Origin of the sequence: Mesorhizobium loti (assembly GCF_013170705.1) — a bacterium.
GTDB classification, from domain to species: Bacteria; Pseudomonadota; Alphaproteobacteria; order Rhizobiales; family Rhizobiaceae; genus Mesorhizobium; species Mesorhizobium loti_D.
Genome location: NZ_CP033334.1, coordinates 4,966,889 through 4,991,520, shown reverse-complemented (window position 1 = coordinate 4,991,520; position 24,632 = coordinate 4,966,889). Strand labels below are relative to the sequence as shown.

General features: G+C 60.9%; 31 protein-coding genes. 18 read left to right on the top strand and 13 right to left on the bottom strand.

Annotated elements, in window-relative coordinates:
• Positions 1-3 precede the first annotated feature (3 nt).
• From EB815_RS24510 to EB815_RS24490, 5 genes are read left to right on the top strand one after another with little or no spacing between them, the layout of a single operon-like run.
• A complete protein-coding gene (locus EB815_RS24510; protein ID WP_065005049.1) occupies positions 4-420 on the top strand; it encodes a DUF6950 family protein in 417 nt (138 codons plus the stop codon).
• 3 nt (positions 421-423) lie between these two features.
• The gene (locus EB815_RS24505; protein ID WP_065005050.1) at positions 424-3,138 is read left to right on the top strand and encodes a phage tail protein; all 2,715 of its coding nucleotides are present in this window, start codon (positions 424-426) and stop codon (positions 3,136-3,138) included.
• A complete protein-coding gene (locus EB815_RS24500) occupies positions 3,138-4,748 on the top strand; it encodes a hypothetical protein (protein WP_065005051.1) in 1,611 nt (536 codons plus the stop codon). Before EB815_RS24505 ends, EB815_RS24500 begins: the two co-directional genes overlap by 1 nt.
• A 9-nt stretch (positions 4,749-4,757) precedes the next feature.
• On the top strand, positions 4,758-6,209 hold the full coding sequence (locus EB815_RS24495; RefSeq protein ID WP_065005052.1) for a hypothetical protein: 1,452 nt from the start codon (positions 4,758-4,760) through the stop codon (positions 6,207-6,209).
• Entirely contained in the window at positions 6,209-6,637 is a 429-nt protein-coding gene (locus EB815_RS24490; protein ID WP_065005053.1) for a hypothetical protein, read from the top strand. Before EB815_RS24495 ends, EB815_RS24490 begins: the two co-directional genes overlap by 1 nt.
• Here EB815_RS24490 and EB815_RS24485 read toward each other — a convergent pair.
• On the bottom strand, positions 6,634-6,837 hold the full coding sequence (locus EB815_RS24485; protein WP_155772402.1) for a hypothetical protein: 204 nt from the start codon (positions 6,835-6,837) through the stop codon (positions 6,634-6,636). The genes EB815_RS24490 and EB815_RS24485 overlap by 4 nt on opposite strands.
• 53 nt (positions 6,838-6,890) lie before the next feature.
• Between EB815_RS24485 and EB815_RS24480 the strand changes: the two genes are divergently transcribed.
• From EB815_RS24480 to EB815_RS24470, 4 genes are read left to right on the top strand one after another with little or no spacing between them, the layout of a single operon-like run.
• Positions 6,891-7,742 carry a glycoside hydrolase family 108 protein gene (locus EB815_RS24480; RefSeq protein ID WP_065005055.1) on the top strand — a complete coding sequence of 284 codons (852 nt, stop codon included), beginning with the start codon at positions 6,891-6,893 and terminating at the stop codon, positions 7,740-7,742.
• A complete protein-coding gene (locus EB815_RS24475) occupies positions 7,739-8,032 on the top strand; it encodes a hypothetical protein (RefSeq protein WP_065005056.1) in 294 nt (97 codons plus the stop codon). The genes EB815_RS24480 and EB815_RS24475 overlap by 4 nt, the downstream gene beginning before the upstream one ends.
• Before the next feature lie 28 nt (positions 8,033-8,060).
• Entirely contained in the window at positions 8,061-8,183 is a 123-nt protein-coding gene (locus EB815_RS34010; RefSeq protein WP_280940262.1) for a hypothetical protein, read from the top strand.
• An 18-nt stretch (positions 8,184-8,201) separates the two neighbouring features.
• Positions 8,202-8,603, top strand: a complete 402-nt coding sequence (locus tag EB815_RS24470; protein WP_065005057.1) for a DUF1515 family protein — start codon at positions 8,202-8,204, stop codon at positions 8,601-8,603.
• Positions 8,604-8,616: 13 nt separating this feature from the next.
• Here the strand turns inward: EB815_RS24470 and EB815_RS24465 are convergent, their stop codons facing one another.
• Both EB815_RS24465 and EB815_RS24460 read right to left on the bottom strand, forming a co-directional pair.
• Entirely contained in the window at positions 8,617-8,919 is a 303-nt protein-coding gene (locus tag EB815_RS24465) for a hypothetical protein (RefSeq protein WP_056570216.1), read from the bottom strand.
• A gap of 791 nt (positions 8,920-9,710) precedes the next feature.
• Positions 9,711-9,923, bottom strand: a complete 213-nt coding sequence (locus EB815_RS24460) for a hypothetical protein (protein ID WP_065005058.1) — start codon at positions 9,921-9,923, stop codon at positions 9,711-9,713.
• 510 nt (positions 9,924-10,433) lie between these two features.
• Here EB815_RS24460 and EB815_RS24455 point away from each other — a divergent pair.
• Both EB815_RS24455 and EB815_RS24450 read left to right on the top strand, forming a co-directional pair.
• Positions 10,434-10,640: a hypothetical protein gene (locus EB815_RS24455; RefSeq protein WP_056570217.1), complete on the top strand. Its 207-nt coding sequence runs from the start codon at positions 10,434-10,436 to the stop codon at positions 10,638-10,640.
• An 11-nt stretch (positions 10,641-10,651) separates the two neighbouring features.
• A complete protein-coding gene (locus EB815_RS24450; protein ID WP_056570218.1) occupies positions 10,652-10,882 on the top strand; it encodes a hypothetical protein in 231 nt (76 codons plus the stop codon).
• Between the two features lie 116 nt (positions 10,883-10,998).
• On the opposite strand, the gene EB815_RS24440 is transcribed toward EB815_RS24450, so the two are convergent.
• Together EB815_RS24440 and EB815_RS24435 are read right to left on the bottom strand one after the other, a co-directional pair.
• Entirely contained in the window at positions 10,999-11,199 is a 201-nt protein-coding gene (locus tag EB815_RS24440; RefSeq protein WP_065005127.1) for a hypothetical protein, read from the bottom strand.
• A 69-nt stretch (positions 11,200-11,268) separates the two neighbouring features.
• Positions 11,269-11,568: a DUF1236 domain-containing protein gene (locus tag EB815_RS24435; protein ID WP_065005059.1), complete on the bottom strand. Its 300-nt coding sequence runs from the start codon at positions 11,566-11,568 to the stop codon at positions 11,269-11,271.
• A gap of 679 nt (positions 11,569-12,247) precedes the next feature.
• Between EB815_RS24435 and EB815_RS24430 the strand changes: the two genes are divergently transcribed.
• Positions 12,248-12,598, top strand: a complete 351-nt coding sequence (locus EB815_RS24430; RefSeq protein ID WP_065005060.1) for a hypothetical protein — start codon at positions 12,248-12,250, stop codon at positions 12,596-12,598.
• A 141-nt stretch (positions 12,599-12,739) separates the two neighbouring features.
• On the opposite strand, the gene EB815_RS24425 is transcribed toward EB815_RS24430, so the two are convergent.
• A complete protein-coding gene (locus tag EB815_RS24425) occupies positions 12,740-13,495 on the bottom strand; it encodes a Crp/Fnr family transcriptional regulator (protein WP_065005061.1) in 756 nt (251 codons plus the stop codon).
• 128 nt (positions 13,496-13,623) lie between these two features.
• Here EB815_RS24425 and EB815_RS24420 point away from each other — a divergent pair, with 128 nt between their 5' ends.
• Positions 13,624-13,845, top strand: a complete 222-nt coding sequence (locus EB815_RS24420; RefSeq protein WP_065005062.1) for a DUF768 domain-containing protein — start codon at positions 13,624-13,626, stop codon at positions 13,843-13,845.
• Between the two features lie 403 nt (positions 13,846-14,248).
• On the opposite strand, the gene EB815_RS24415 is transcribed toward EB815_RS24420, so the two are convergent.
• Positions 14,249-14,941, bottom strand: coding sequence for an SOS response-associated peptidase (locus EB815_RS24415; RefSeq protein ID WP_065005063.1), 693 nt, complete (start codon positions 14,939-14,941; stop codon positions 14,249-14,251).
• A 4-nt stretch (positions 14,942-14,945) separates the two neighbouring features.
• Positions 14,946-15,233: a hypothetical protein gene (locus tag EB815_RS24410; protein ID WP_065005064.1), complete on the bottom strand. Its 288-nt coding sequence runs from the start codon at positions 15,231-15,233 to the stop codon at positions 14,946-14,948.
• A 93-nt stretch (positions 15,234-15,326) separates the two neighbouring features.
• Between EB815_RS24410 and EB815_RS24405 the strand changes: the two genes are divergently transcribed.
• From EB815_RS24405 to EB815_RS24395, 3 genes are all read left to right on the top strand, one after another.
• Positions 15,327-15,620 carry a hypothetical protein gene (locus EB815_RS24405; RefSeq protein ID WP_065005065.1) on the top strand — a complete coding sequence of 98 codons (294 nt, stop codon included), beginning with the start codon at positions 15,327-15,329 and terminating at the stop codon, positions 15,618-15,620.
• Entirely contained in the window at positions 15,613-15,990 is a 378-nt protein-coding gene (locus EB815_RS24400; RefSeq protein WP_065005066.1) for a hypothetical protein, read from the top strand. Before EB815_RS24405 ends, EB815_RS24400 begins: the two co-directional genes overlap by 8 nt.
• Before the next feature lie 316 nt (positions 15,991-16,306).
• The gene (locus EB815_RS24395) at positions 16,307-16,984 is read left to right on the top strand and encodes a hypothetical protein (protein WP_155772403.1); all 678 of its coding nucleotides are present in this window, start codon (positions 16,307-16,309) and stop codon (positions 16,982-16,984) included.
• A 65-nt stretch (positions 16,985-17,049) separates the two neighbouring features.
• Here EB815_RS24395 and EB815_RS24390 read toward each other — a convergent pair whose 3' ends face one another.
• The 5 genes from EB815_RS24390 to EB815_RS24370 all read right to left on the bottom strand — a co-directional run bounded on the left by EB815_RS24390 (position 17,050) and on the right by EB815_RS24370 (position 21,959).
• On the bottom strand, positions 17,050-17,820 hold the full coding sequence (locus EB815_RS24390; protein ID WP_056562325.1) for an SDR family oxidoreductase: 771 nt from the start codon (positions 17,818-17,820) through the stop codon (positions 17,050-17,052).
• Between the two features lie 13 nt (positions 17,821-17,833).
• Complete coding sequence (locus EB815_RS24385) at positions 17,834-18,829, bottom strand: ABC transporter permease (protein ID WP_065005129.1); 996 nt, start codon at positions 18,827-18,829, stop codon at positions 17,834-17,836.
• 121 nt (positions 18,830-18,950) lie between these two features.
• Entirely contained in the window at positions 18,951-19,991 is a 1,041-nt protein-coding gene (locus EB815_RS24380) for a sugar ABC transporter substrate-binding protein (RefSeq protein ID WP_056562324.1), read from the bottom strand.
• Between the two features lie 40 nt (positions 19,992-20,031).
• Positions 20,032-20,796, bottom strand: coding sequence for an ATP-binding cassette domain-containing protein (locus EB815_RS24375; protein WP_056562321.1), 765 nt, complete (start codon positions 20,794-20,796; stop codon positions 20,032-20,034).
• Positions 20,793-21,959 (bottom strand): ROK family transcriptional regulator, encoded by a 1,167-nt coding sequence (locus tag EB815_RS24370; RefSeq protein ID WP_056562318.1) that lies wholly within the window; start codon positions 21,957-21,959, stop codon positions 20,793-20,795. The genes EB815_RS24375 and EB815_RS24370 overlap by 4 nt, the downstream gene beginning before the upstream one ends.
• Before the next feature lie 218 nt (positions 21,960-22,177).
• Here EB815_RS24370 and EB815_RS24365 point away from each other — a divergent pair, with 218 nt between their 5' ends.
• Positions 22,178-23,356 carry a M24 family metallopeptidase gene (locus tag EB815_RS24365; protein ID WP_056562315.1) on the top strand — a complete coding sequence of 393 codons (1,179 nt, stop codon included), beginning with the start codon at positions 22,178-22,180 and terminating at the stop codon, positions 23,354-23,356.
• Entirely contained in the window at positions 23,343-24,581 is a 1,239-nt protein-coding gene (locus EB815_RS24360) for a M20 metallopeptidase family protein (RefSeq protein WP_056562312.1), read from the top strand. The genes EB815_RS24365 and EB815_RS24360 overlap by 14 nt, the downstream gene beginning before the upstream one ends.
• The last annotated feature ends 51 nt before the right edge of the window (positions 24,582-24,632 follow it).

Here is a 24,632-nt window from a genome sequence, read left to right as displayed (position 1 = left end):
ATCATGCTCCAACTCACCCGGTTGCCTGACTGGGACCGCCGCCTTGCGCGCCTGGTCCCGGCGATCGCCGCCACGCCTGGCGTATGGGGGCAATCCGATTGCCTTCTCACCGTCATGGACGTCGTTGCCGAGATCACCGGCTTCGATCCGGCCGCCGACATACGGGGCAAGTACAAGACCGAAGCCGGCGCGGCCAGGATCCTGCGCAAGCGCGGCTTCGATGATGTCGAGATGGCGCTCGCCAGCCTGTTTGCGCCTGTCGGCCGCCTCATGGCGCAACGAGGCGATGTCGGCGTGGTCGACCAGGACGGCCAGCTCTGCGCCGGCTTCATGTGCGATCGGGGCTTCATGGCACGGACGGAGACCGGCGTGTTCATCCTGCCCCAATCGGCCATCAAGACCGCCTTCAAGGTCGGCTAGACCGTGGGTTTTCTTGTCCCGCTTTTCACCACCGTCTTCAGCGCGGTCGGTCTTGGTGGTGTCGCCTCCTGGCTGGGCGGCTCGACCATCCTTGCCGGGCTGGCACGCTTCGGCCTTGGGCTGGCGGCCAAGTACGCGCTCGGCTCTCTGTTTGGCGGGGGCCAGAAGGCGCAGGCGCAGGCCTCGCAGCTCGACACGACCTATGGCGAGGATCTGGCGCGCTCGGTCGGCCTGGGCCGCTACGGCACCGCTGGCCAGCTTGTCTATCGCAATGCCTACGGTTCGGGGAACCGGCGCGTCCAGGATGTCCGGATCCTGTCCAACTTCCTGATCACCGGCATCACGCGCGTTCGCTACAAAGGGGCGTGGGCAACGCTCGGCGGCCCAGAGGATGCGATGAAGGGTTTCCGCGTCCAGGGCATCGACGGCGAGGTCTGGGTCAAGCTCTACAAGGGCACGATGACACAGACGGCGGACGCCGGCCTGATTTCGCGCTCCAATCCTGTCGGCCGTTGGACGACGAACCATCGCGGCGCCGGCATCGCCTATGCCGTCGTCACCAGCATCCTTGATCGCGAGCATCTGCAGCAGCCGTGGGACGCGTTCTTCGAGGTACAGGGCGCGCCGCTCTACGACTGGCGCAAGGATACCACCGTCGGCGGTTCGGGGTCGCACCGGTGGAATGACCAGACGACATGGGAATTCACCGAAAACCCGGTCCTGATGGCCTATGCGCTTGAGCGCGGCATCTTCAACGGCACGGAAATGATGGTTGGCAAGGGCGTGCCGGCGTCGCGCCTGCCGCTCGACATGTGGACGCTGGCCGCAAACGTCAGCGACGAGACTGTCGGCGCTGGAAAGCGTTACACGGCCGGCCTGATCGCGGCGGCCGGTTCCGGTGTCACGCATGACCAGAACCTGCAGCCTCTGCTTGAGGCGTCAGCTTCGACGTGGGTCGAGGACGCTTCGGGCGAATACCCGATCGCAGGCGCCGCGCAGTCGATCGTCATGACCTTCAGCGATGACGACATCATGGTCGACGAAACCCTCCGTTTTTCGACCAAGCGCACCAAGTCGGAACTGATCAACACGCTGGCCGGTACCTATCTGGAGCCGGACAATTTCTATGAGCAGACGCCGTTCGCGGTGCGCATCAATGCCTCCGCACTGGCCGAGGATGGCGAGCGCCTGGCCGTGTCGGTGCCCTATGGCGCGGTCAATCGGTCCGATGTTGCCGACCGGCTAGCCGACATCGCCTTCAAGGCCAGCCGCTTCCAGGGCAATGCCGAAATCTGCATCCATCCGAAATTCCTCGCCGATGCCAAGGTCGGGCGCTGGGTGCAATGGACTTCCGCCGAATACGGCACGTTCAAATTCCAGATCCTGGAGAAGCGGCTCGGGCCGCTCGGCGACAAGGCGGCGCGCAACATCTATCTGACGCTTCAGCAGGTCGACGACAGCATCTTCGACCCGACCGCCTATGTCACCGTGCCCGTTATCCCGGTGGCGCCCGGCGATCCGGACTATGCCACGCAGGCGAGCGGCTTCGTCGCCAACGGCATCCAGATACAGGTGCAAGGTTCGGATGAGCGCAAGACCGGCATCCGCTTCCAATGGGATGCGTTCGACGACAACACCGTTTCGGCCATCGATGTGGAATACCGGCCTGAAGCGGTCGGCGTCACGGTCACGATCGCCAATCCCGCCGTCATCACCTGGCCGAACCACAATCTGGCGGCCAACGACCTGTTCTACCTCGCGACGACAGGCGCGCTGCCGACAGGCCTGACGCCCGACAGCCCGCTCTACGTCAAGACGGTGCTGACGCCAGGCACATTCACGGCATCGCTGACACCTGGCGGCGCGGCGATCGTCACAACGGGCGCGCAATCCGGCATCCTCAGCGGCTATGTCGCCAGCATCGTCAAGCGCGCGGAGATGCCTGTGCAGGTACTGACCGTCTCGGAAGGCGTGTTGCCCAACAAGACCTATGAGTATCGGCACCGCATCATCACCGATCCGCCGCGCACCACTTTCTTCACGGCGTGGGGGCAGGTCTCGACGCCCGGCGAGGTGATCGACGTTTCGGTGGGGCTGGCGCAGCAGCAGGCCGACATGATTGCGTTCCTGACCAGCCTTTCGGCCGGGCTACAGGACGCGCGCGGCAAGCTGGCTCAACTGGCCGCATCGGCGAGCGATGCCGCCGGCCGGCAAGTCCAGGACAATGCCGTCGCCCGGCGATTCCGCGATGCGAGCGCGGCGGCCTTCCTGGAACTGGACGCCAACATTGACGAAATCGATGGCGTGCTCTCGGCGCAGGCGGCGGCCATCCTCGGCGTGCAAGCTTCTGTCGGCCTGGTCTCGGCAAGCGGTTTGTTCCAGCTCGTGGCGACGGCTGGCAGTGGCGATGTCACGTCACGGCTGGTGGCCCAGGTGAGGGCGACGACTGGGGATGCGTGGGTCGATGCCGGCTACGTCATGGAGGCCGGCTTCACCGGGGGCGACCCCATGGCGCCATTCTCGCGCTTTGTCATCAAGGCCAGCCAGTTCGTCGTCACGGACGGCACGAGCACAGGCACGCCGCTGACTTTCGAGGGAGGTGTGCTGAAATCCCTCATCGCGAACCTTGGCACGGTGACAGCCGGCCTGCTCCAAAGCGCCGATGGTTCGGTCAAGCTCGACCTGAACAACGGCTTCTTCTCGATCTCGGTGCCGTGATGCCAAACCTTGTGACGGGCAGGCGGGGCAGCGTTCCTTTCGCCAAGATCATGAAAGACAACAGCGATGATCCGCTGACGACGCCGAACACGGATACGGGGAAGTTCTATTTCAACTCTGAATTCCAGAAGGTGGGCTATATCAAGGATATTTTTGCCGTCGATGCTGACTTCGTGACATTCCCGGCGAGTGGCGGCACCGTATTTTCTCCACGGCAGTATTATATTCCTGCCGGCTCGAACAAGAACACCTGTCAAATATACGTCGGTTGCTGGCAGGCTGGCGGCCGAAATTTTCAACAGTGGTTCTTCTATAAGGAATACTTTGCTGCACAATATGGGTATAGCTTCTATCCGCTAATTGAAGTTCGCCCATGCCTGGATTTCACGGTCAACAAGTTCCGTGGCCCTTACATCGACATATCCGGAGGCGGCACAAGCAATGGAACAATATTTTCGTACACAAGCTGTTCGTCCAGAACAAGACTGATCCCAGATAGCGGCTCAGGCGGCCCTCCCGGTAGAAATAGAGCCGCAATTATTGTTCCGAACGAAAACAGCGGTCTTACAGATAACAATACGGCAACGCCTCCAACCAAGAGGTGCCTTGTTGCCGTATTCGACCTGCCAATGCACGACGAGGGCATACCGGATAATTCAACCATGTCGTCGTCGGGGCAGGAGGTCGTCAGGTTCGACAAGACATCACCCGGAATTGCGCGCGTTGCGTTGGCTGGCCGTACCGTTACCGATACCGATTCCGCGCATTACATCCTGCATGAAGACAGGATACCGGCCAAGGTGATGGCTTCTGGGCAGGTGACAGTTGCGGCAGGCGCGACAGTCAATATCAACACGCGCCTGCCGATGACCGAACTGACGTACATGGATTACATGTGCAAGAAGACCAGTGAAACGACGTACTGGCATCCGCCATACATCAATAGCTTCACTTCGAATGCCAACAGCTTCATCTACACGATGTCTGGCACTACACTCTCGATCACGAGTACCTGCGGCTTTCCCATCGATATCACATATGTAGTTTATGCGGATTCAGGGGAAGCACCGACAAGTGGCGGCAAGAAAATATTTCTGAAAGGAAATGACGGCATAGGTGATTTCGTGCAGATAAAGAGGCCCGGCTCTTCCGACCTGGGCCCAAATCTCAACGACATCATGCTTGACACGCGCCTCACCTATCTGCCGATTTTGGCGGAGGGGTTCCTCAATTGGTCGAGCGACTTCCCGGCCGTCCTGTCTGGCAGCGATCGTTTTAAGGGCGTGCGCAAGGCGAATTTGACGATCCCGAATCCGAATGGGCTGTTTCTCTTCCCCAAGGTTGGTGCGGTTTACAACGCCAACCCGATCCCTTCAGGTAGTGGGGAGCCGTCTGCTGTTTGGGGTGAGCATGGCGTGTTTGTCAACAATGCCACGTGGCAGGGGCAGAGCACGGGATGGTCTACATGGGCAAACGTGCTCTCATCAACCAGTGTCGATATATTCGGTTCGAACAATAACCCGGACAACATCCAGCCGAGCGCCAATTTCTTCAACAGCCAGTTGAAGGGCCTCCGTTATTACATCTTCGGCATCCCCCAGAGCCTCTAGGGATCAATCATGACATCGATATACAACACCGGCACCGTCACGGTGACGAACGGCAGTGCCGCGGTTGTCGGCACCGGCACGGGTTGGGCTGTCTCCCTGGTCACGGGCGGCACGCTCAACATCGAGGCGCCTGGCAACCCGATGCCGATTGCTGCGGTGACGGACAACACGCACCTGAGCGGAGCGGTGAAGTGGACCGGGGCGAGCGGCACGTATTCCTATGCCATCGTGCGTGAGGATTCCGACGCCGCGAATGTCGTCGACCTCTATGACAAGCTGACGCGCGTCCTCGTCACGTTGTCGCTGGCCGGCATCCACCCGAACAATTCCGGCTCGCTGGCAAAGCGTAACGCGCTGACGCTGACGGCCGACGACGACAATTACCTGTTCCTGCGCGCCGAACTCGGCGTTGAGTTTGCCTTCTACCGGTGGGACGGGCCGACGCTGGCGTGGATCGGGCCGTTCCCGGTCGCCGATGCGGCGGCTGGCGGCCCGGTAAGCAGCCTGGTTGCCGGCGCCGGCATCAACATCGACAGCATCAATCCAGCCGTGCCGGTGGTGAAACTGGCCAACATGGCAAATGCCACTATCAAGGGACGCACGACAGCCGGGACTGGCGCTCCGGAGGATTTGACCATTGCGCAATTGAAGGCGTTGCTGCTTTCGACCACCGTGATCCGCGATGTTCTCACCGCCAACCGGACGTATTATGTCCGGACAGACGGAAATGACGCAAACACAGGCCTCGTTAACAGTGCGGGCGGTGCCTTTCTGACTGTCCAGAAGGCGATCAACGTCGTCGCTGCCCTGGATATTTCCATCTACAACGTCACCATTCAGGTGGCGGACGGAACCTACACCGGCACAGTCATCGTCAACGGGGCCTGGATCGGCAGCGGAACTGTCACGATCAACGGAAACGCCGCGACACCGGCCAACGTGCTCATGCAGACCACCACTTCGCAGAACGGTGTCATTCAGTGTTTGAGCGGTGGCCGCATCACGGTTCAAAACTTCAAGGTCACGGCGAGCGGACCTATTGGTCTGGGGCTTTACGCCGCAACAGGCGGGGTCATTACTCACTCCAACATGGATTTTGGACAGGTCACCAACTACCAGATGAGCGCGTCTGGCGGGGGCTCGTCCATTCTCTCAAGCGGCCCGACTATGACGATTTCGGGCGGCGGTCAATTTCATGCAACGGTTGGTGCGGGCGGCTACATTCGGTGCACTGTTACAACCGTAACGCTCATCGGGGCGCCCGCTTTTTCAGCGAGTTTTGCTCAATCGGGTCGTGGCGGTGGTTTGATCGAATACTACAGCAACACATTCGTCGGTTCAGCTACCGGAAAACGCTACGCAGTCGGCGCCCTCGGAACAATTTTCTCAAACGGCGGCGGTGTCAGCTACTACCCCGGCAGCATCGCCGGAACGACCGATGCCCTTGGAGTGTACAGCTGATGACCGATTTTCAAATGCCCGAGAATTGGTTTTGGATGGTCGGTGGCGACGACAACCGCTTCTGGTCAAGCGCGACCGGTGCGTATGTCGCGGACCTGCCCGAGGAGGCTGGCTTCACGCACATCCTGAACGAGGATGAACTCACAGAGGTGCTTACGGCCTACGGCCTGCCGGGGCCAGTCGTACGGGTGCCCGACAGGGTGTCTCCAGCACAGGCAGAGATAGCCCTGTTCAATTTCGACAATGGCGGTCTGCTTGCCGACGTCAATGCCGTGATCGAGGCTTTTCCCTATGAGCCGGTCCGAATTTGGTGGCGCAAGGCAACCTATATTTCGCGCGGCCATGCCTACCTGCAGGCGCTCGCCATTGAGGTCGGGCTGACCGATGAGCAGGTCGACGGCTTGTTCGTGGCGGCGGTAAAGCTCTAGTTCGGCTTCCTCAGCGCATTCAGCACCAGATCGGCGTCGTTCGCGCCCCCGCTGAACACAACCTGCCATAGGCCATCAACCAGGCTGACGTGCCCGCCATCATAGGTGTGGATGTCGCCCGCCTTGGCCGCGACCTCGTCGCGTAGGCTGGGGCGCAGTTCAGCCCACGGCTTCGGCAGCTTTACCCAGTCTCGTTTCATCGGCCCGCCCCCGGCGCCGACCATAGCCAAATCATCACCCGAAAGGAAACATCATGGCAGCGTCCCGTGAAAAGGAATCGCTTGCCCGCGTGCTCGCGCATGAGGGCGGCTACAGCAACCATCCAAAGGATCCCGGCGGCGCCACCATGAAGGGTGTCACCCAGCGGGTCTATGACGGCTATCGCAAGGGCAAGGGCCTTGCCGTGCGCTCGGTCAAGGGCATCACCACGGATGAACTGAACGAAATCTATGACAGGCAGTACTGGGATGCCGTGAAGGGCGATCTGCTGCCGGCCGGCGTCGATTACGTTCTGTTCGATGGCGCTGTGAACTCCGGCCCTGGCCGCTCGATCATGTGGCTTCAGCAGGCACTACGGCCTGCCTACACCGGGCGTATTGACGGCGTCATGGGCGTCGGCACGCTGGCGGCGCTCAAGGCCGACAAGAACAACGACGCGCTGATCGATCGCATCTGCAACGCGCGCATGGCCTTCCTGAAGCGCCTCGGCACCTTCGCCACCTTTGGCCGTGGCTGGACGGCCCGTGTCGCCGAAGTCCGCTCGATCGGTCAGGCGTGGGCAACCGGCCAGGTGCCGCAAGCCGCCAGCTTTTACGTCGGCGGCCAGGCGAAGGCTTTCGTCGAGGACGCAGAGGCGCCACCCTCGACCGCGCCGGCCGACGCGGCGATCGGCGCCGGCATCGGCAGCGGCGGCATCGCCGGCACGCTGCAGGATCTCCAGAACCAGCTTTCCCCGATGTCATACGGCAGCGAGTTCATCATGAAGGTCGTGATGGCCCTGGCCGTCCTCAGTGCCGTGCTGCTGCTCGGCGGTGCCGGCTACCGCTGGTATGCCAACCGAAAGGCCAAGCGGCTTGCCGCGGCGCTTGGGACGGCTCCGGCATGAGCTTGCTCATCACCTTCCTTGCCGACCGGCTTGGCGTCTCGCGCCTGGTCAGCGGCGTCATCGGCTGGTCGGCCATCGCCCTCGTCGCCTCGGGCGCTGTGCTCGGGGTCTACGAATTCATCAAGCACAAAGGCGCCGACGAGGTCCGCGCCAACATCGAGAAGGGAAATCAGGATGCGATTCACAAGGGCATCGACGCTCGCATGTCTCTTGACGAGTGCATTGACGCTGGCGGCGTGTACGACTTCGGACGTCAGCGGTGTAGCGCCGCTACGACAGGCCCTCGGTAACAGCCTTCCCGGCGCACAAGGCAAGACGGTGGCCGATCAGAACCGGATCGACCGCACCGTGGCGCCCGGCTGTGCCGTGAAGCTCTACACCAGGGCTGAATGCGATCTGCATACCAAGGCCAGCGCCGCGCGCCGGGCCGAACTGAAATAGCGCAGCGAAGGGCGGGACATGCCGGGACCATCCAACAGAAGCCTCGAAATGATGATCGGCGGTCTCCTCGAGGCGACGCAGAACATGCAACGCGACATCACCGAGATCCGTCGCGACATCAAGGACAGCGATTCCCGCGCCGCCCTGAGCTACGAGCAGTCGGAACAGCGCGCCGCCGCCAGCCGCGCGAAGATGTATCAGAAGACCGACGAGCTGGTGGAGCGCGTCAGCGCCACCGAAAGCGCGGTCAGCAAGCTCAATGCCGACATGACCAGCGTCAAGGAAGTGACGGCCGAGGTGACGCGCTGGAAGCTTATGGGGCTTGGTGCCTTGGGTGTAACGGGGATGGCAGCGGCGGCACTGGCGTCGCTGGTTACCGCCTATTGGCATGACATCTGGCGCGTGCTGCGTGGTGGCTAGCCAACGCACCGCGTTATGTGATTTCGTAATAGAAATCGCAGATCAGATCGGCGACTTTCACGGCTTCGAAGTCGGTCATGTGCGCCGCGTTCTCAACAGCGACTGTTTCCAAATCATCCTGATCGATCGCTAGAAGGTCCAGCAATTTTGCAAATTTGATTTTGAGTTCGCGGTCGCCGTTGAATTCGTCGATCGTGACATTCAGGATGTTCCCATTCGCCTCGATCAGCCTGGCCTGAATGCTATCTCCGGAAGCTGCCAGCGCTCGGATCGCAGCGAAGAAGTGTTCACGAGCATCGGAATATTTGTCGTCCATTTTCTGTACCTCGTCGGGTAAAAGCGCGCCCTGGACGCGGGGTGCGAGCAGCGACTTACGCCTCTCGTAGCGCAGGTGTCAACAACCTCGGTGTGGTCTACGTAGGAGGCCGCACCGCCGCCCTTGCAGTGCATCTCGCTCATGGTGTCTGCCCGCTGCCGAAAGGTGGCGGGCTTTTTCGTCGTGAAGCGGAACCTCAGTCTTTACCGTTTGTTTGACCAAAGGCAGCCGTCTTCAGCGGGCGGCCGCTGACCAAAGACCCAAATCTTGGTCGGCCCGCGCTTCCCCGAGTGGCGCGGGCCACTCCATCCGGGAACAATTAGCAAGCCAGCAGATTGTGGTTGGTCTGGTTCGGTTACTCCAAGTTTGCGATCAGATGGAAGCCCGTCACTGTTTTCGCGGTGGCGGGCTTTTTTGTCTTTATCTGACATGTTACCAGGCGCCCGATTGAGGGCGCGAAGTATGCGGCTGATAGTATTTGCAATCGTGATAGGGCTTTTTATGGCATCGGGCTTTTGGCTAGCAGCCGAGCTGGTGCTTGTCGGCCAAGCAACAGAGCTGCCGGGTTGACAAATTCTCGTTGCGGAAGACACTTTGCCGGCTTGAGGGACAACCGGGGGACACGCATGAAGAAAGCTTACCAGAAGCCAGAACTCACCAAGCGTGAGAAGTTGTCGAACGTTGTGGCGCAGGCCGTATCGCCGCCACCGCCACTTATCGACTGACGTCGGCATTAAACAATGTCAGCCCGCTGGCTCCGGCCGGCGGGCTTTTTTGTGTGTCATCGGGGGTTAGTTGCGGACCTCCATCAGGATTGTTGCCCCATCCTCCGGCTCCAGAGGCTCGTGGCCCGGGCCTTCGTGCCACATCACTTGGCGCAAGACGCGCTGATCGACGATCTGGCCACAGTAGGGGCACGAATAGAAATTGTCTTCTTCTCGCTCCGGCTTGCCGCCGTGCAGCTTGCACGGGATCGGTGGTCCGAGATCGGATAGTTTTGTCATAGCGAACTGTCTACACGGGTTTAAGTTCGTTGGCGGATTGCACTTGGCTGGCTGACGAGTTGATCGCTTTGACGCACTTCTCGAACATCTTGACCTTCTCTTGGTAGCCGATCTGGACCTTTGCTCCGCAGCTCGCGCATTTGAAATTGCGGATCGTTGTCACCCAGGAACCTTTTCTGAGCGTTGGATGGGAACAGGTCGGGCAACGAAGTTCGAAAAGGTGATCGCGAAATTCAAATGACAACGGCATGGGCAGGCCTCTCATCGGCTGGGGGCTAACTTGCTGAGTGCCCGACATGTTCCCCGAGCTAGGACCTTTGCGCATTTGTGTCCGACTTTGGTCTGGTCAGTGCTATTGGCGCACACTAACTTGCGATGTCGCGGACACCGGTCGGCCGCGTGAAAACGCTCAAGGGCGAAGAGAAGCTGCGGCAGGCGAGACCGTTTCAACGGCTTGCCTTTGGCGGGCGCTGTGATTTTATCGGGGCTTCAGGTTGTTGGGGGTGACCGATGCCAATCCGACACAAGGCCCATGAGGCTGGTAGCTTTGATCCATCCGAGGTTGAACTGCTGGGGCGTGTTTTCGACCAACTCAAGACGGATTTTCGGACAGAGGAGCGCGACGCGCTCGCGTCCCGGATCATCGCCAATTACATGGCAGGCATCAAAGACGAGATCGAATTGCTCACTCTGTCGAAGCAACCGCTCGGCCGGTAACGGGAACGCAGATGGCAGTCGCAAAGAAGGACCAGGAGCGCGCGAACTACGCCTGGATGTACGGCGCCCAGGCGCGCAAGGACGGCAAGGATCGGGCCGTGCCTGAGTTCTGGCAAGAAAACGCCGACGCCTGGCTGCAGGGCTTCGACGGCGTGGCGTTCGGCGACCAGCCGAAGCCAGTAAGCCCCGACATGGAGGCCGAAGTGGATGAAGACGCAGTCGACGGGCCGGCCGGAACCTAAAGCCCTGGTCGAGCTTAAGGCTCAATGAGCACACGCGGCGCCAACTTTCTGCATGAATGGATAAGCGATAACCTGTCGGACATCGCGAGGCTTTGTAATTGCTTACGCTATCCTACTCATTGATCAGCTTCGGAGAGGAAAGACGCAGCGATCAGGTCGTCGCCAGCAATCTGACCGTGACCGACGTCCATGATGGCCGCGACCTTTTGAAAGGTTTTAAGTTCGGCCTCGGTTATACGCGCTGCCCGCATTCTCGCCTGGAAATCGGCCACGCGCGCGACCAGGGATTCAGTCGTTTCGACCTCTGGGTTCTGCATCTTCATTTGTCCGATTGGTGATCTGCCCCGCCGCAACGGTTGGCGGCGGGGCGTGCTTTCGTTCGGGTCTTAGTCGTAGACTTTGACAATCTTGCGGGTTCCCGGGTCGACCAGAACTGTGTGTTTGTCGACCACCACATAACGATATTTGACGTTCGGAACCTCGTGGAGCTCGACCGTGTCCGGCAGAGCGGTGCCGACCTTCAGCTCCACTCCCGGAATCTTGACTGAAGCCAGCGGCTGCTTCTTGACGTATTCCCGCACTACGGTGTCCTGCTCCGGTGTGATGATAACATCCTCTGCCGCCGCTGCGCCGACGCCAGCAAGCAGGACGAGCGCCGCTGCGGCGCTGGTTACGTGCATTCTCATACTTTTTCTCCTTTCCTAATCTGGTGACAGCAGGACTTTCTGCCCGCCGACGTGCCGAACTTGCCGCCAGCCGCATGGTTCCTATGGCGGGACTTCAGTCTGATCTCGGAAGAGACCAAAGTCCGGTCGCAAAACGCAAAAGTCTTGCCTCCTGGGACTAGGGGAACGGTTCAGAGCGGAGGATGTTGCTTATCCAAATGCGGAGAAAGTGAATGGATAAAAGTGTTGGTCAGGCACGCTGGTTGCTAGCACCTATTTTCGCGACAGCCGTCACCTTTCTGGTGATGGGCATTGTGCTTGGTTGACATCTCATGGTTCGGCACCCCTATGTCCCTTCCTGTGCTGAGAGGACCCGCGGGCTGCCACGGTGGTCTGGCGGGTCCTCTATCTCCCAATTGGCATTGGCCGGGAGATCGAGTGAGGCTGGCGACGCTAACGATCCGGCGAATGACAATCATGCGCCTGAGCCTGGGTGGCCAGACGCCGTGTCTTTGAGTGCCGAGGAATACATCAGCGATCTTATCAGGCAGACCGAGCGCACGGCTATTTGGGTGATCCTGGGAACGGGCGGCTGGTTGATGTTAATCCCCGCCATCTACCTTGTGCTGGTCCATGGAATATGAACGCAACAGTCGAGACTGCCGTCGAATCCGATGGAACTTAGGGGTACGAAGACGCCATGGGCACGCGCGCGGCTGAAATCGTCGCCAAACCGGTCACGCAGGACCAGCTCGCCGGTGATCCGTTGGCGGCGGCGACCCGTATATCAAACGGAATTTTAAAGGCGGCCGAGACTAAGACGACTGCGAAGCCGGCGCCGACACAGCCGATGGATGAGAGTAGAACTCCGAGCACCGGAGTTGCAGCAAACAACGAGGATGTATTCCAGAATCCTCTAATCCGAGCGATCGCGGCATCCTACCGCAGTGACTATTTCCCTGTTCTTTTAATTCTTGTTATCTATACGCTCTTTGCGTTCGGTGCGGCCCTTTGTCTTCTTATGTGGCGGATCGCAGAAAGCACGATATAGGTACCGCCATCGTCTGCCGAAGAGACTTCCCGGCGCCGATCCTTGGCCCGAGCAATTGCGGGCTGCGTCTCCGTTTTTGATGCTCTGTCCTCCAGTTATGCCGACCCTTGTCGAGACTTCGGGAGGAGTGAATCGATACTGTTAACGCCCAGCCGCTGGCTTTAAATTCAAATAGTGTGGATCTCGCAGGTTCAGGTATGCCGGATCGAAATCTGCCACCTCGCTTAGGCCGTCCCAGTTCATGATTACCAGCCGCCCGTTTTTGTGCTCCAAAAGGCGGTCACCGCGCAGTTTCTTCAAAATGCGATTTACGTGAACGACGCTCGCCCCGATAGTCTCGCCGAGCTGAACCTGAGTTAGCGGTAAGGGATAAGAATTCTTCCTTACCAGCCCCATGACCTCCATGCGCACGTAAAGCTCGCAGGCGAGGTGAGCTAACTTGCCGAACGCATCATGGCCCCCCAAAACCTTGACCCAGGCGCGCGCGACCGCTGCATCAACCAAACTTTCACGCCAAAATAGATTTGCCAGACGAGGTGATTTGCGGAGAACTTCGAGGATGTCGCGGTGCGCGATGAGGCCAACCTTGCTTCTACCGATCGATGCGAGAGTGTGATCCATGCTTCTAAGGTGCAGACCTTGCAGATCGGGTATATCGCCGGCGACGTGAATTGAGAGTGTTTGCACAGTGCCGTTGCTCAAAGTGCTGTATCGCCGCAGGAGCCCTTCAACGACCAAGCAGCAGTGGCTTGGTACATTCCCTTCCAGCGCGATCTGCTCACCAGGCATCAACGCCTTTTCCAAAAGCGGCATCGCTTCGACGCTCTCGCGTTCATCTGACGAAAGTCGACCTAGGCTTTCGAGCTTTCGGATCAGCGGCGTTGTCAAACTGGACATCGCTGACCCTAGCACGTTTGACGCACCAATCCCCGCCGTATCTTCACTGCCGCTCCTCAGCTGCGGCTCAAGGAGGCGACCCAGCAGGTGTTGCTGGAACTCAATTCGCCGAGCGAGCTTAAGGCTGAATGAGCACACGCGGCATCAATTTTCTCCACCGATGGATCGCGAACAACATCCGCGAGACGGCGACAGGTGATGTCGTCTCGATTGACGAACTCACGCACAAGCTGATCGCTGATGCAAAGGCGCTGGGCATCAAACGCCCTGAGATCGACGAAGAGGTTGACAGCCTGTATCGCACGATCCTTGACGCGATCGTGCATTTTGACCCGGGTCTCCCTGATTGAAACAGATTGCGCCCGCCTTCATTATTTACCCGCCGCCTATCAAGGGGCTGCCTTTCCTGGCGGTCGAGATGATGCCGGACGGTTCCATAACTGCTCGGCCGTTTCCGTCACTCGAGCAAGCGGTCGCCTTCAATAATGAGCGGTCTGAGGACTGGAGGCGAAGGCAAGCTTGACGGCTGACAACATCTGATTTTTCGGTGGCTTCGCCATCACGAACCTCACAGACACGGATCGCCGTTGCCGCGGTGCTCGAAGCAAAACCAGTGCGATTCCGTTCGGGGCCGAGCAAATCCCCAGCCGGCAACCTTCCCGCAGCCATCATGCTCGCATGTGTGGCCCAGCACCTTGGCGCGGTCGCGCGGTGCTGGCGTCATGCCTTCGGCAAGCCTCGCGGGTTCGTCACTCACAGCGGATTGATCGGCCCGACCAGGGCAGGGTGGTCGTTGGGCTGCTTGTTGATGACCGTCGAATTGACCTCACGGCCGACGCGATTGAACTGCAGCTGGCCGTCGATGTCGTGGCTGAGGATGTCCTTTAGATATTCCTTCGGCGTCGACGGGTCGAGCCAGGCATCGTAATAGGCCGGGTCGAGAATGACGGGCTGGCGATCGTGCAGGTTCTTCATCGGCTCGCCGGCGGGCTCGGTGATGATGGTGCAGCTGGTGATGTCGAGATTGGAATTGTAGGCCCACAGTCCGGCGAACGAGAAGGGCGCGTGGCCGGGCTGGTAGATGTGCCAGGGATCCTTCTTGCCGTCGGCCGGCGATATCGTCCATTCGTAGAAGCCATCGGCCGGGATCAGGCAGCGCTTTGATTTGAAGGCGTCACGGAAGGCCGGCGCCGTATCGACACCCTCGATCCTGGCATTGAACATGGCCGCCTTGGGGATTTCCTTCGCCCAGAACGGAACGAGCCACCATCTCCCCTCGCGCAGGCGGTGGTTTCCATTCTCGCCGGCGGTGACGAAAGGCACGTCCTGCGTCGGGGCGATGTTATAGCGCGGCTCGTCGTTGCGGCCGGTCTCGGCTGGCGCTGTCAGCCGGTAGAGCCGGTGGATTTCCGACCATGAGAGATATCGAGTGTAGCGACCGCACATGGCTTCAATGCTGCTTTTGAAGGTCGCGCGTCCTCCAGCACTCCTGCAAATTAATGTCTACCTGGTCACGGATCGCATCGGACAACGAGAGCGCCAATTTCAAGTCATTGGGATAGAGCGCCATGATCCAGCATGTCGTCACCTCGGCGATGGCCTGCTTCTGGCTGACGCCGCTCAGCCCCCGCAATTGCTTCGCCATCTTCGCGGCGGCACGGTGTATAGCGGGCATCTCTCGCCTGACCTCGGCGAACAGTTCAGGTTGCTCCGCTTCAGTGGCTCGCATCGTTTTCATCGGTCTGTCTCCATTTTGCCAACAGTGAACGAAATGAGAACAAAAGAGTCAAGAGGGTCTTGACCAGCAGGAATATGTTCCTCTTTCTAAGGTATGGCGCACGATCCGATCGACACGCTGGGTAAGGCGACCCGGCACAACATGCTTGTGAAAGCAGAATGCAGCTGCGGCAACGTCCGCTATTGCCGTTCTGCCGACCTCATGATGGTCTATGGTGGCGGCGTCGATCCAATGAAGCTGAAGTTTGACTGCAGCCGGTGCAAGCCGGAGATCAAGATCACGCTCCTCGAGGTGCATCCCGAACACCTGCCCAAGCGCCTGATGATCCATAAGCCGATGAAGGTCGACGGCAAGATCACATGGTACACGGAGCGCTTTCGTGGGTAGCGAACGGCTCGTGGTTCGGTTCGCCTACCAGCGCGGTTGGCAGGTCGTCGACAATAACCGCGCGATCGAGACCTTCGACAGCAAGCCCGAGGCCTTCAACTTCGTACTTGCCAGGGGCGCCCGCGTCCGGCTGTCCTGGGGCCGGACCGTGATCGGCGGCAAGATGTTGCATTTCGACTTCGACGGAAGCTTTCAGGACACAGGTGTCGGGCGCATCATGAAGGAGCAGCACGGCCCCTCTGCGGGCACTTGGTTCTGGACGTGCTACGACGGCGGCGCGCGAGGACGGGTTGAATCCAAGGACGAGGCTGTGGCTGCTGTCGAGGTCGCCTATACCCGCCGGGTGGTGGGTGCGGACTTGCCGAGCTAAGCTCGCTTAGATTCAAACCATGGCAATTGACGACGGAAATCGCCCTATGTAGAGAGGCGAAACCCCGGCGCACTTGCGCCCAGAAAGCGCCCAGATAACCCGCTCCAGCGCCCAGTTTCGATTGGAATATCCGGGCACAAACGGCATGGAAAAGCCCGGAAATGCGAGGTTTCGACTGTTTGAACGCTCGTTTACACCGAAGATGTCGGCGGTTCGAGTCCGTCATCGCCCACCAGATTTCGCATCATCGGCTGGCCGCTTTTTGTGAAGGGTGCCGCGAAAAGAGACTCCGGGCCAAGATTTGAACGTAGATGTGATGCGTTTTTGGATATTCCCTGTTCGTCGTAACATCGTCGTCTCGCTGGTCGGATGTCTGTTGGTGGCGGGCTGCTTCGACGTGAAGCAGGATCTGGCATTCCGGCGCGATGGGACCGCGACGGCCAATATCCGGATAGCGGTGGATGCCTCGCTGTTGGCGATGGCCAAGAACGCGAACGGCAAATGGTGCAGTTCCGACAAGCTGTTGTCGTCGCCGGGCATAACCGGAACCGCCGAGCAGAAAACCGAGGGCAGCGATGAGGTCTGCTCGCTGTTTTTCTCCGGCAAGACGGACGATCTCGTTGCGGCTCTTTCGAACGCCAATATCGGAGGAGACCAGAAGCAGGGCGTGCAGCTCAATCGAGTAGGGGACAATTACGAATTCGTCGTCAATTTCCCCAGTCTCAAGCCAACCGACAAGTATGCCGACGATCCGATGGCGCAAGGGCTGCAGACGCTCATATTGGCGAAGATGTCAGGCAGGCACATTGCATGGACGGTGACGGCTCCGCGCATCATCGAGACAAGTGGCACGATATCGGATGACGGACGCACGGCATCCTATTCTCGACCGCTTGCATCGGCATTTTCCAGCGATCGGCCGACGACATTTCGCGCCGTGTTCTCGCTGGAACCGCCCGGAATGCTCGAACAGCTGTTCAACTGGTTTCGGTAAGCCTTTGCAGGAAGCCGCGGAACGGCGACGGAAAGAGCGGCGACTTTTCCTCGCGGGTTAAGGAATCACGGCGGCGCCATCCGGAAATCCTTGCCTTCGGGCAGTAACTGCCCGCCGTCGACGACGATGGTCGTGCCGGTGATGTAGCTGGCATCGTCCGAGGCCAGGAACAGGAAGGCATTGGCGACGTCGCGCGGACTGCCGAGGCGGCCGAGCGGGATGGAATCCTCCATGTTCTTGACATAGGCGGCGCCGCGATGCTGCTGGATGGCCTCCGTGAGGATGTTGCCGGGCTCGACGCCGTTGACGGTGATGCCGTAGCCGGAGAATTCCAGCGCCGCCGCCCGGATGAAGCCGTTGATGCCGGCCTTGCTGGCCGAATAATGGCCATGGCCGGGACTGGTCACGTGCGGGCCGGTGATGGAGGAGGTGTAGAGCATGCGCCCGGAGCGCTGCGCCCTCATTGGCACCAGTGCGGCGCGGCTGGCATTGAACGTGCCGCGCAGATTGACGGCCATCACGCGGTCCCAGTCGTCGGCGCTGGTGTTTTCGATCAGCTGCCAGGGATAGATACCGGCATTCTGCACGATGATGTCGAGGCGGCCGTGATGCTTCAGCGCCAGTGCCACCGCGGCCTCAGCGTCGGCCATTTGCGAGATGTCGGTGCGGATGAAGGGGACGCCCAGTTCGTCGCCTGTCGCTTGCCCGGCCTCGGTCTCGGTGTCGGCCAGTACCAGACTTGCGCCTTCCTCGGCGAAGCGCAGCGCGATTCCCTTGCCGATGCCGCGCGCGCTGCCGACGATCAGCGCCACCTTGTCCTTCAGTCTTCCGGTCATGCGAGCCGTCCTGTCATGCGAGTCTTTGGCGAATGGTTTGCTTGAATGCGTCGAGCAGCACCGCGGCCAGCACCAGGAGGCCATGGATGACCTGGGTGAAGTTGGCCGGCAGTCCCATCAGGTTGATCGCCGTGTTGATGGCCGAGAGCAGGAGCACGCCGGCATAGACGCCGGGCAGGGTGCCGACGCCGCCTTTCAGGCTGACGCCGCCGATGACGACCGCGGCAAAGGCGTTGAACAGCAGCCCGACGCCGAGGTTTGCCGTGGCGCCGGAGGTGCGGATCGCCAGCAGCCAGCCGGCAAGGCCGGCGATGGCGCCGGCAAGCACGAAGGCGATGATGAGGTTGCGGTTCACCCGGATGCCGGCGCGGAAGGTCGCCGTCTCGTTGCCGCCGATCATCACGAGGTGCCGGCCGAACGGCGTCTTGGCCATGATCAGCGAGAAGACGACGAAACAGGCGATGGCGATCCAGGCCGTCAGCGGCAGGCCGATCAGCCGCTGGATGCCGAACCAGCGGATGGCGGGTGCCAGATCCTGAGCCGAGCGGCCGCCCGAAATGACCAGCACCAGGCCGCGCACCCAGATGTAGGACGCCAGCGTGATGATGAAGGCGCTCATCTTGACCTTGACCACCAGAAACCCGTTGAAGGCGCCGATGAGACCGCCGACGGCCAGGGCCAGCAGCAGCGACACAGGGACCATCAGCCATTCCGGGTGCAATTGGATGCCAAGGCCGATGCCCGACGAGCAGAACAGGATGCCCACCGCCATGGCGCTGAGCGCCGCGACGGATTCGACCGAAAGGTCCATGTGCCCGGCGATGATGACCAGCGCCAGGCCGATCGACATGACGCCGAGCACGCTCGAGGCCTCGATGATGTTGGCGAAGATGCCGAGTTGGAAATAGTTCGGGATGAAGATGGAGAAGACCACCAGCACGAAGACCAGCATGAACCAGACAAGGTTGTCGAGGACGAACTCCAGGGCTTGGCGGGTGCGGGGGTTCATGAGCTGATCCGGCTGGCGCATGAACCCCGAAAACTCGATTTCGGCGAGGATCTTGCGCGGATTGATGTTGCGGAGAAGCGGCTCCGGACCAGCTTGGTCCGGAGCACCTTATGCGGTCGGCCTATTCGACCGGTTTGACGGTATCCGTCGGCGCCTTCTGGTTGCCCCAGAAGGCCGGATTGTCGACGTTTTCCTTGGTGATGGCGGCACCCGGGATCTTGATGTTCGGCCCCCACGCTTCCTTGGTCACGGTCGATTTCAGGCCCAGCACGTCATAGTCGCCGGGCTTGATCTCCTGCTTGTTGGCGACCTTGTCCATGAACATGGCGACGGCCGCGGCCTGCGCGTAGAGCGGCTGCTCGACTTCGACGTTGAGCCAACCCTTGCGGATCAGGTCGAGGCCGACCGGCGCGCCATTCGAGCTCATCAGCATGACGTCGCCCGGCTTTTTGCCGGCGGCCTCGAGCGAGGCGACGGCGGCGACCGAGAGATGCGCGGCATGGCTGAAGATCAGGTCGATGTCGGGGTTGGCCAGCATCTGGTCGGCGACGATGGTGCCGGCGTTGCTGGCTTCCCATTGCATGGCCGGCAGCGAGATGATCTTGACGTCCGGGAACGCCTTCATCTTCTCCTCGAAACCCTTCTGGATGTCGAGCGTGTAGGGATCGCCGGGATCGCCGAGCACCTGCAGCACCTTGCCCTTCACCGAACCGTTCTTCGCCTTCAGCAGCTTCTCCGCCTGGTCGGCGGCGATATGGCCGATCTCGACGGTACCCGCCACCGAGGTGAAGTCGGAAGGCGTCGACGTGATCTGGCGGTCGAACTCGACCACCGGGATGCCGGCCGCGCGTGCGGCCTCGATGGACGGCTTCAACGCGTTGAAATCGACCGCCGCCAGGATGATCGCCTTTGGCTTCAGCGCGATGACGTCGTTCATCTGCGATTGCTGGGCGTCCGTCTTGTTGTCGGCGTTCAGCGTCTTTATCTCGTAGCCGACCTGTTTCAGGAACAGTTCCAGCGCGGTCACCGAGCCGGTCTGGAACTCGTCCAGCAATGTCGGCACCATATAGTAGACGGTCCCCTTGGACTGGGCGAATGCCGGCGTGAGCGTGGCAAAGGCCAGTGCCAGGATACCGAAGACAGCAAGAAGTATTCGCTTCATGTCGTTCGCTCCTGTTGAGCCGGACCCCTCTTTTTGTCCCTCAGCCAGCCGGTCCGGCACCGGCAAGCGTCTCGCCGGTGATCATGTTGATCACCGCATCGGGACTTGTTTTGTTTCTGGCGACATCGCCGGCCACGACACCTTGCCGGATCACCACGATTCGGTCGGCGACCTGAAAAGCCTGCTGCATGATGTGGGTGATGATGACGACGCCGATGCCCTGGCTCGCCACCTGGCGGATCATGTCGAGGCCGCGCCGCGTCTGCTCGACGCCAAGGGCGGCGAACGGCTCGTCGAGAAGCACCAGCTTGCCGCCCCAATGCACGAACCGGTTGAGTTCGATGGCTTGCCGCTGGCCGCCCGAGAGGTGCTCGACATTGGTGCGCAGTGATGGAATGCGGGTGCCGGCGCTGGCCAGCGCCTTCGCGACGACGGCCTCCATGGCGCGCTCGTCGAGCACGGGAATGCCCAGGACTTTCCTGGTGATCTCGCGGCCCATGAAGAAATTCGCCACCACATCGACATTGGTGCACAGCGACAGGTCCTGGTAGACGGTTTCAATGCCCGCCGCCTTCGCCTCGGCCGGCGACCTGGCAAGAAACTCCTTGCCCTCGAACAGCATGCGGCCGGAGGTCGGCTCCAGCCCGCCGGCGATGATCTTGACCAGCGTCGACTTGCCGGCGCCGTTATCGCCGAGCAGCGCGACGACCTCACCCTTGCCGATGGAGAAACTGATTCCCTTGAGCGCTTCGATCGCGCCGTAATTCTTGGTGACGTTGTCGAGTACCAGCAGCGGTTCGCTCATGCGGCAATCTCCTTGGGCGCGAGGAGATCGCGGCCGCGTTCGCGCTCGGCCGTGAACATCTGGCCGAAGCGGGGCGACAGCACTCCGGAAACCGCCAGGGCGGCGGCACCGCGCAATACCGAATGCTGGCCGCCCCGTGCGACCATGACCCGGGGCGTCGTGCGGTCCTCGCGCGCGGAAACGGAGTTGTGGAGACCTTCGGTCGAGCCAGCCAGCCGTTCGAGCAGGTCGGTGGATGCCAGCCCACCGAGGATGACCGTTTCGGGGTCGAAGAGATTCTCGATGACGGCAATGGCATTGTGAAAGATCGGTGCGACTTCCGCGACCCAATCGGCCTCGCTGCCGTTCCAGCGTCGGAGCGCCTCGAGCGAGAGGTATCTTTCGAGACAACCCCGGTTGCCGCAAGGACAGGCCTCGCCCCCGGGAACGACAGGGATGTGCCCGACCTCGCCGGCATTTCCCCAGGCGCCACGCAGCGGGCTGCCGTCATGAACCATGACGCCGCCTAGGCCGACGCCGAAATAGAGATAGTAATATTCAGAGAATTGAGCGCCGAGGCCGTAGAGCCGCTCGCCCATGGCCGCCGCAGCCATGTCGGTTTCGAAGAAGGCCGGCAGCCCTGTCGAGGCCGCCAGCCGCTCGCGCAGCGCCACATCCTTCCAGCCGCTCATGGTGGTCGGGCCGACAAAACTCATGGATTCGACGCCGAATGGTCCGGGCAGGGCCAGGCCGACTCCAAGCACCCGTCCTCCAGCCCGCAACCTGGTCAATTCGATCGCCATCGCGCCGATCAGGTCGAAGGCATGGTCCGGCGTCGCGTTCGGGGCTTCGCGATAGGTGCTCTCGATCACGTCGCCACTCAGATTGATCAAGGCGGCATTGATGCCCAGCGGGGTGATGTGGATGCCGACTGCATAGCCGCCCTCGGGATTGATCCGCAGCGTCGCAGGAGGCAGGCCGCGCCCCTTCGGCTCTTCGCGCACCGAGAGGATGTAGCCCTGTTCTTCCAATTCACGAACGATGGTCGAGACCGTTTGGACGGTAAGCCCGACGCGGTTGGCGATCTCGCCACGGGCGATCGGTCCATGAAGGCGGATGGACTCAAGCACGATGCGCCGGTTGTACGGCCGCCCGAACTCCTGATTGGTCCCCCGCAATGCCATGCCTTGCGCCCTCGGTTGACGCAAGGTTCGCACCAAAGATTTTTTCAGTCAAATGGAATTCAAAAATAAATCGAAGCGGCATCCCAAGCGCCCGATGGGGCGTAGGCATACCCGGCCTAGGACCTGTTCACCTGTCGCCCTTGGCCGATTGCCGTCATGGGAAAACGCTTCAATGGTGGGCAAGCCTCGCAACCCGTTGAACAGAGCATGGAGTAGAGATGATCGAACTGCCGTTTGCCCGCGACGAATACCAGCAGCGGCTTCGCAAGATCCGCGCCGAGATGGCGAGGCGCGGTCTCGAGCTACTTGTCGTCAACGACGTTGCCAGCCAGCATTACATCACCGGCTACGATGGCTGGTCATTCTACACGCCGCAGGTGGTGCTGGTTCCCTTGGAAGAGGTCGAGCCGGTCTGGATCGGGCGCGCCATGGATGCGGCTGGTGGTCTTCTGACGGCATGGATGAAGCCCGAGAACGTGGTTGGCTTCCCGGAAGATCATGTTCAGCGGGCCGATCGCCACCCCATGGACTGGATCGCGAACTGGATCGCCGCCAGGGGATGGGGTGCCAGACATATCGGCATCGAGCTCGAAGCCTATTATTTCTCGCCAAAGGCACATGCCAGGCTCGTCGCCGGCCTTGCCAACGCCAAATGGCACGATGCAGACCTTCTGGTGAACTGGATCCGCGCGGTCAAATCGGCACCCGAGATCGCCTATCTGCGCAAGGCATCGATCCTGGCCGAGGCGGCCGTGACGCGGGCCTTCGAGGTGATCGCTCCTGGCGTGCGCGAATGCGATGCCATTGCTGCCATCCAGGCCGCGCAGATCGCCGGCAGCCGGGATTTCGCGGGCGACATCACCGCTCTTCCGCCGACAATCCTCGGCGGCGAGAATGCCTCGGCCCCGCACATCATGTGGAGCGACAGGCGGTTTGGAGACAACGAGACGATTGCGCTGGAGCTGGCCGGTGTCTGCCGCCGCTATGCGGCCGGGTTGGCAAGAACGATGCAACTGGGCAAGACGCCGGCGCGTGTCTCGGACACGGCGAAGGCGGTGATCGAGGGCATGGATGCGGTTCTCGATGCGGTCAGGCCGGGTACATCGGCCGAAGCGGTCGAGGGTGCGTGGCGCAAGGTCATCCAGCGCTACGGATTGAAGAAGGAATCGCGCATCGGCTATTCCATCGGCGTTGCCTATCCGCCGGATTGGGGCGAGCACACGATCAGCCTCAGGCCCGGCGACAAGACGGTACTTCAACCCGGCAACGTCCTTCATTCCATCCTCGGAATGTGGATGGATGGCTGGGGCATCGAGGTCTCCGAGACCATCCTGGTGACTGAAACCGGCCATGAGACCCTGACGAAGTTCCCGCGAGAGATCCATGTCAAATCCTGAGGGTTCGGCCATGGCAGGCGATGTCGCCGGTCCCGGCGCGGTCGACATCGACGCCGGGCTTCTCGACCGCATGATCGAAATACGGCGCCATCTGCACCGCAATCCCGAGCTGTCGAACCGCGAGGCCGACACGCAGCGTTATCTCAGGCAAAAGCTGGCCGGCGAGGGAATAACCGATATTCGTGATGTCGCGGGCTTTGGCCTGGCCGTCGATATTGTCGGCACCGGCAAACCGTCAAATCGAAAGATTGCCATTCGCGCCGATATCGATGCCTTGCCGATCGAAGAAGAGTCCGGCGTCGACTACGCCTCGACAAATCCCGGCGTGATGCATGCGTGCGGCCACGACGCCCACGCATCGATGGGCTTCGCGGTTGCCGCGCACCTCCATCAATCAAGGGCCGATTTTGGCGGCACCGTGCGTCTCATCTTTCAACCGGCCGAGGAGGACTCGCCCTCGGGCGGCAAACGTGTGGTGGAGGAGGGGCTGCTCGACGATATCGACGCCGCGATCTGCCTTCACGTCGATCCGTATACGCCATCCGGCAAGATCGCGGTGCGCTCTGGTCCCTACACGCTGGCGTGCGATACGTTCGATGCCGTCGTCATCGGCGAGGCGGCCCATGCGGCAAAGCCCTATGAGGGCATCGATGCGATCGCCGTGGCCTGCTCCATGGTGAGCGAGTTGCAGAAGATCGTCTCGCGCGAGATTGATCCCTACGATCCGCTGGTCATTTCAGTCACCGGTATCAACGGCGGCAGCGCTTACAATGTTATCGCCGGCAAGGTCACCTTGAAAGGGACCATCCGCAGTGGCAGCGATGCAACCCGCGAGCGGGCTTGGCGGCGTGTTCGCGAAATCCTCGAGAGCACGGCAGCGAGCCACGGCGCCAGTGTGGAACTCGCCATACACAAGGGCGAACCTGGGGTCGTCAACGACGCCGAGATGGCCGAACTGGTTGTCGCCAGCGGCAAGGCCTGCATCGGCGCCGACAATGTCCTCAACACGCCCGGATGGGCCATTGCCGACGATTTTGGCTACTACAGCGAGAAGCGCCCATCGGTCTATTTCCGGCTCGGAATCCGTAATGAGCAGGTTGGCTCGGTCTTTCCGCTTCACCATCCCAAATTTCGCGTCGACGAGGCCGCCTTGAAGATTGGTGCGGCCACGCTGATTGCGGCGGCGACCGGATTTCTGTCGATACAGCCGGGGAGCACAGACTGATCAGACGATCAAAGACCGGTTCATGCATGGCTTTCATGACAGCCCTTGAGA

Bases quoted from the DNA above. Each gene is read 5' to 3' on its own strand.
- EB815_RS24430 (WP_065005060.1), top strand. From the start codon at position 12,248: ATGGGCACGCGCGCGGCTGAAATCGTCGCCAAACCGGTCACGCAGGAC.
- EB815_RS24485 (WP_155772402.1), bottom strand. From the start codon at position 6,837: ATGAAACGAGACTGGGTAAAGCTGCCGAAGCCGTGGGCTGAACTGCGC.
- EB815_RS24500 (WP_065005051.1), top strand. From the start codon at position 3,138: ATGCCAAACCTTGTGACGGGCAGGCGGGGCAGCGTTCCTTTCGCCAAG.
- EB815_RS24470 (WP_065005057.1), top strand. From the start codon at position 8,202: ATGCCGGGACCATCCAACAGAAGCCTCGAAATGATGATCGGCGGTCTC.
- EB815_RS24375 (WP_056562321.1), bottom strand. From the start codon at position 20,796: ATGAGCGAACCGCTGCTGGTACTCGACAACGTCACCAAGAATTACGGC.
- EB815_RS24395 (WP_155772403.1), top strand. From the start codon at position 16,307: ATGCGTTTTTGGATATTCCCTGTTCGTCGTAACATCGTCGTCTCGCTG.
- EB815_RS24415 (WP_065005063.1), bottom strand. From the start codon at position 14,941: ATGTGCGGTCGCTACACTCGATATCTCTCATGGTCGGAAATCCACCGG.
- EB815_RS24480 (WP_065005055.1), top strand. From the start codon at position 6,891: ATGGCAGCGTCCCGTGAAAAGGAATCGCTTGCCCGCGTGCTCGCGCAT.
- EB815_RS24390 (WP_056562325.1), bottom strand. From the start codon at position 17,820: ATGACCGGAAGACTGAAGGACAAGGTGGCGCTGATCGTCGGCAGCGCG.
- EB815_RS24450 (WP_056570218.1), top strand. From the start codon at position 10,652: ATGGCAGTCGCAAAGAAGGACCAGGAGCGCGCGAACTACGCCTGGATG.
- EB815_RS24405 (WP_065005065.1), top strand. From the start codon at position 15,327: ATGGCGCACGATCCGATCGACACGCTGGGTAAGGCGACCCGGCACAAC.
- EB815_RS24460 (WP_065005058.1), bottom strand. From the start codon at position 9,923: ATGACAAAACTATCCGATCTCGGACCACCGATCCCGTGCAAGCTGCAC.
- EB815_RS24490 (WP_065005053.1), top strand. From the start codon at position 6,209: ATGACCGATTTTCAAATGCCCGAGAATTGGTTTTGGATGGTCGGTGGC.
- EB815_RS24420 (WP_065005062.1), top strand. From the start codon at position 13,624: ATGAGCACACGCGGCATCAATTTTCTCCACCGATGGATCGCGAACAAC.
- EB815_RS24455 (WP_056570217.1), top strand. From the start codon at position 10,434: ATGCCAATCCGACACAAGGCCCATGAGGCTGGTAGCTTTGATCCATCC.
- EB815_RS24440 (WP_065005127.1), bottom strand. From the start codon at position 11,199: ATGCAGAACCCAGAGGTCGAAACGACTGAATCCCTGGTCGCGCGCGTG.
- EB815_RS24365 (WP_056562315.1), top strand. From the start codon at position 22,178: ATGATCGAACTGCCGTTTGCCCGCGACGAATACCAGCAGCGGCTTCGC.
- EB815_RS24370 (WP_056562318.1), bottom strand. From the start codon at position 21,959: ATGGCATTGCGGGGGACCAATCAGGAGTTCGGGCGGCCGTACAACCGG.
- EB815_RS24510 (WP_065005049.1), top strand. From the start codon at position 4: ATGCTCCAACTCACCCGGTTGCCTGACTGGGACCGCCGCCTTGCGCGC.
- EB815_RS24410 (WP_065005064.1), bottom strand. From the start codon at position 15,233: ATGAAAACGATGCGAGCCACTGAAGCGGAGCAACCTGAACTGTTCGCC.
- EB815_RS24435 (WP_065005059.1), bottom strand. From the start codon at position 11,568: ATGAGAATGCACGTAACCAGCGCCGCAGCGGCGCTCGTCCTGCTTGCT.
- EB815_RS24475 (WP_065005056.1), top strand. From the start codon at position 7,739: ATGAGCTTGCTCATCACCTTCCTTGCCGACCGGCTTGGCGTCTCGCGC.
- EB815_RS24360 (WP_056562312.1), top strand. From the start codon at position 23,343: ATGTCAAATCCTGAGGGTTCGGCCATGGCAGGCGATGTCGCCGGTCCC.
- EB815_RS24495 (WP_065005052.1), top strand. From the start codon at position 4,758: ATGACATCGATATACAACACCGGCACCGTCACGGTGACGAACGGCAGT.
- EB815_RS24385 (WP_065005129.1), bottom strand. From the start codon at position 18,829: ATGAACCCCCGCACCCGCCAAGCCCTGGAGTTCGTCCTCGACAACCTT.
- EB815_RS24425 (WP_065005061.1), bottom strand. From the start codon at position 13,495: ATGTCCAGTTTGACAACGCCGCTGATCCGAAAGCTCGAAAGCCTAGGT.
- EB815_RS24380 (WP_056562324.1), bottom strand. From the start codon at position 19,991: ATGAAGCGAATACTTCTTGCTGTCTTCGGTATCCTGGCACTGGCCTTT.
- EB815_RS24465 (WP_056570216.1), bottom strand. From the start codon at position 8,919: ATGGACGACAAATATTCCGATGCTCGTGAACACTTCTTCGCTGCGATC.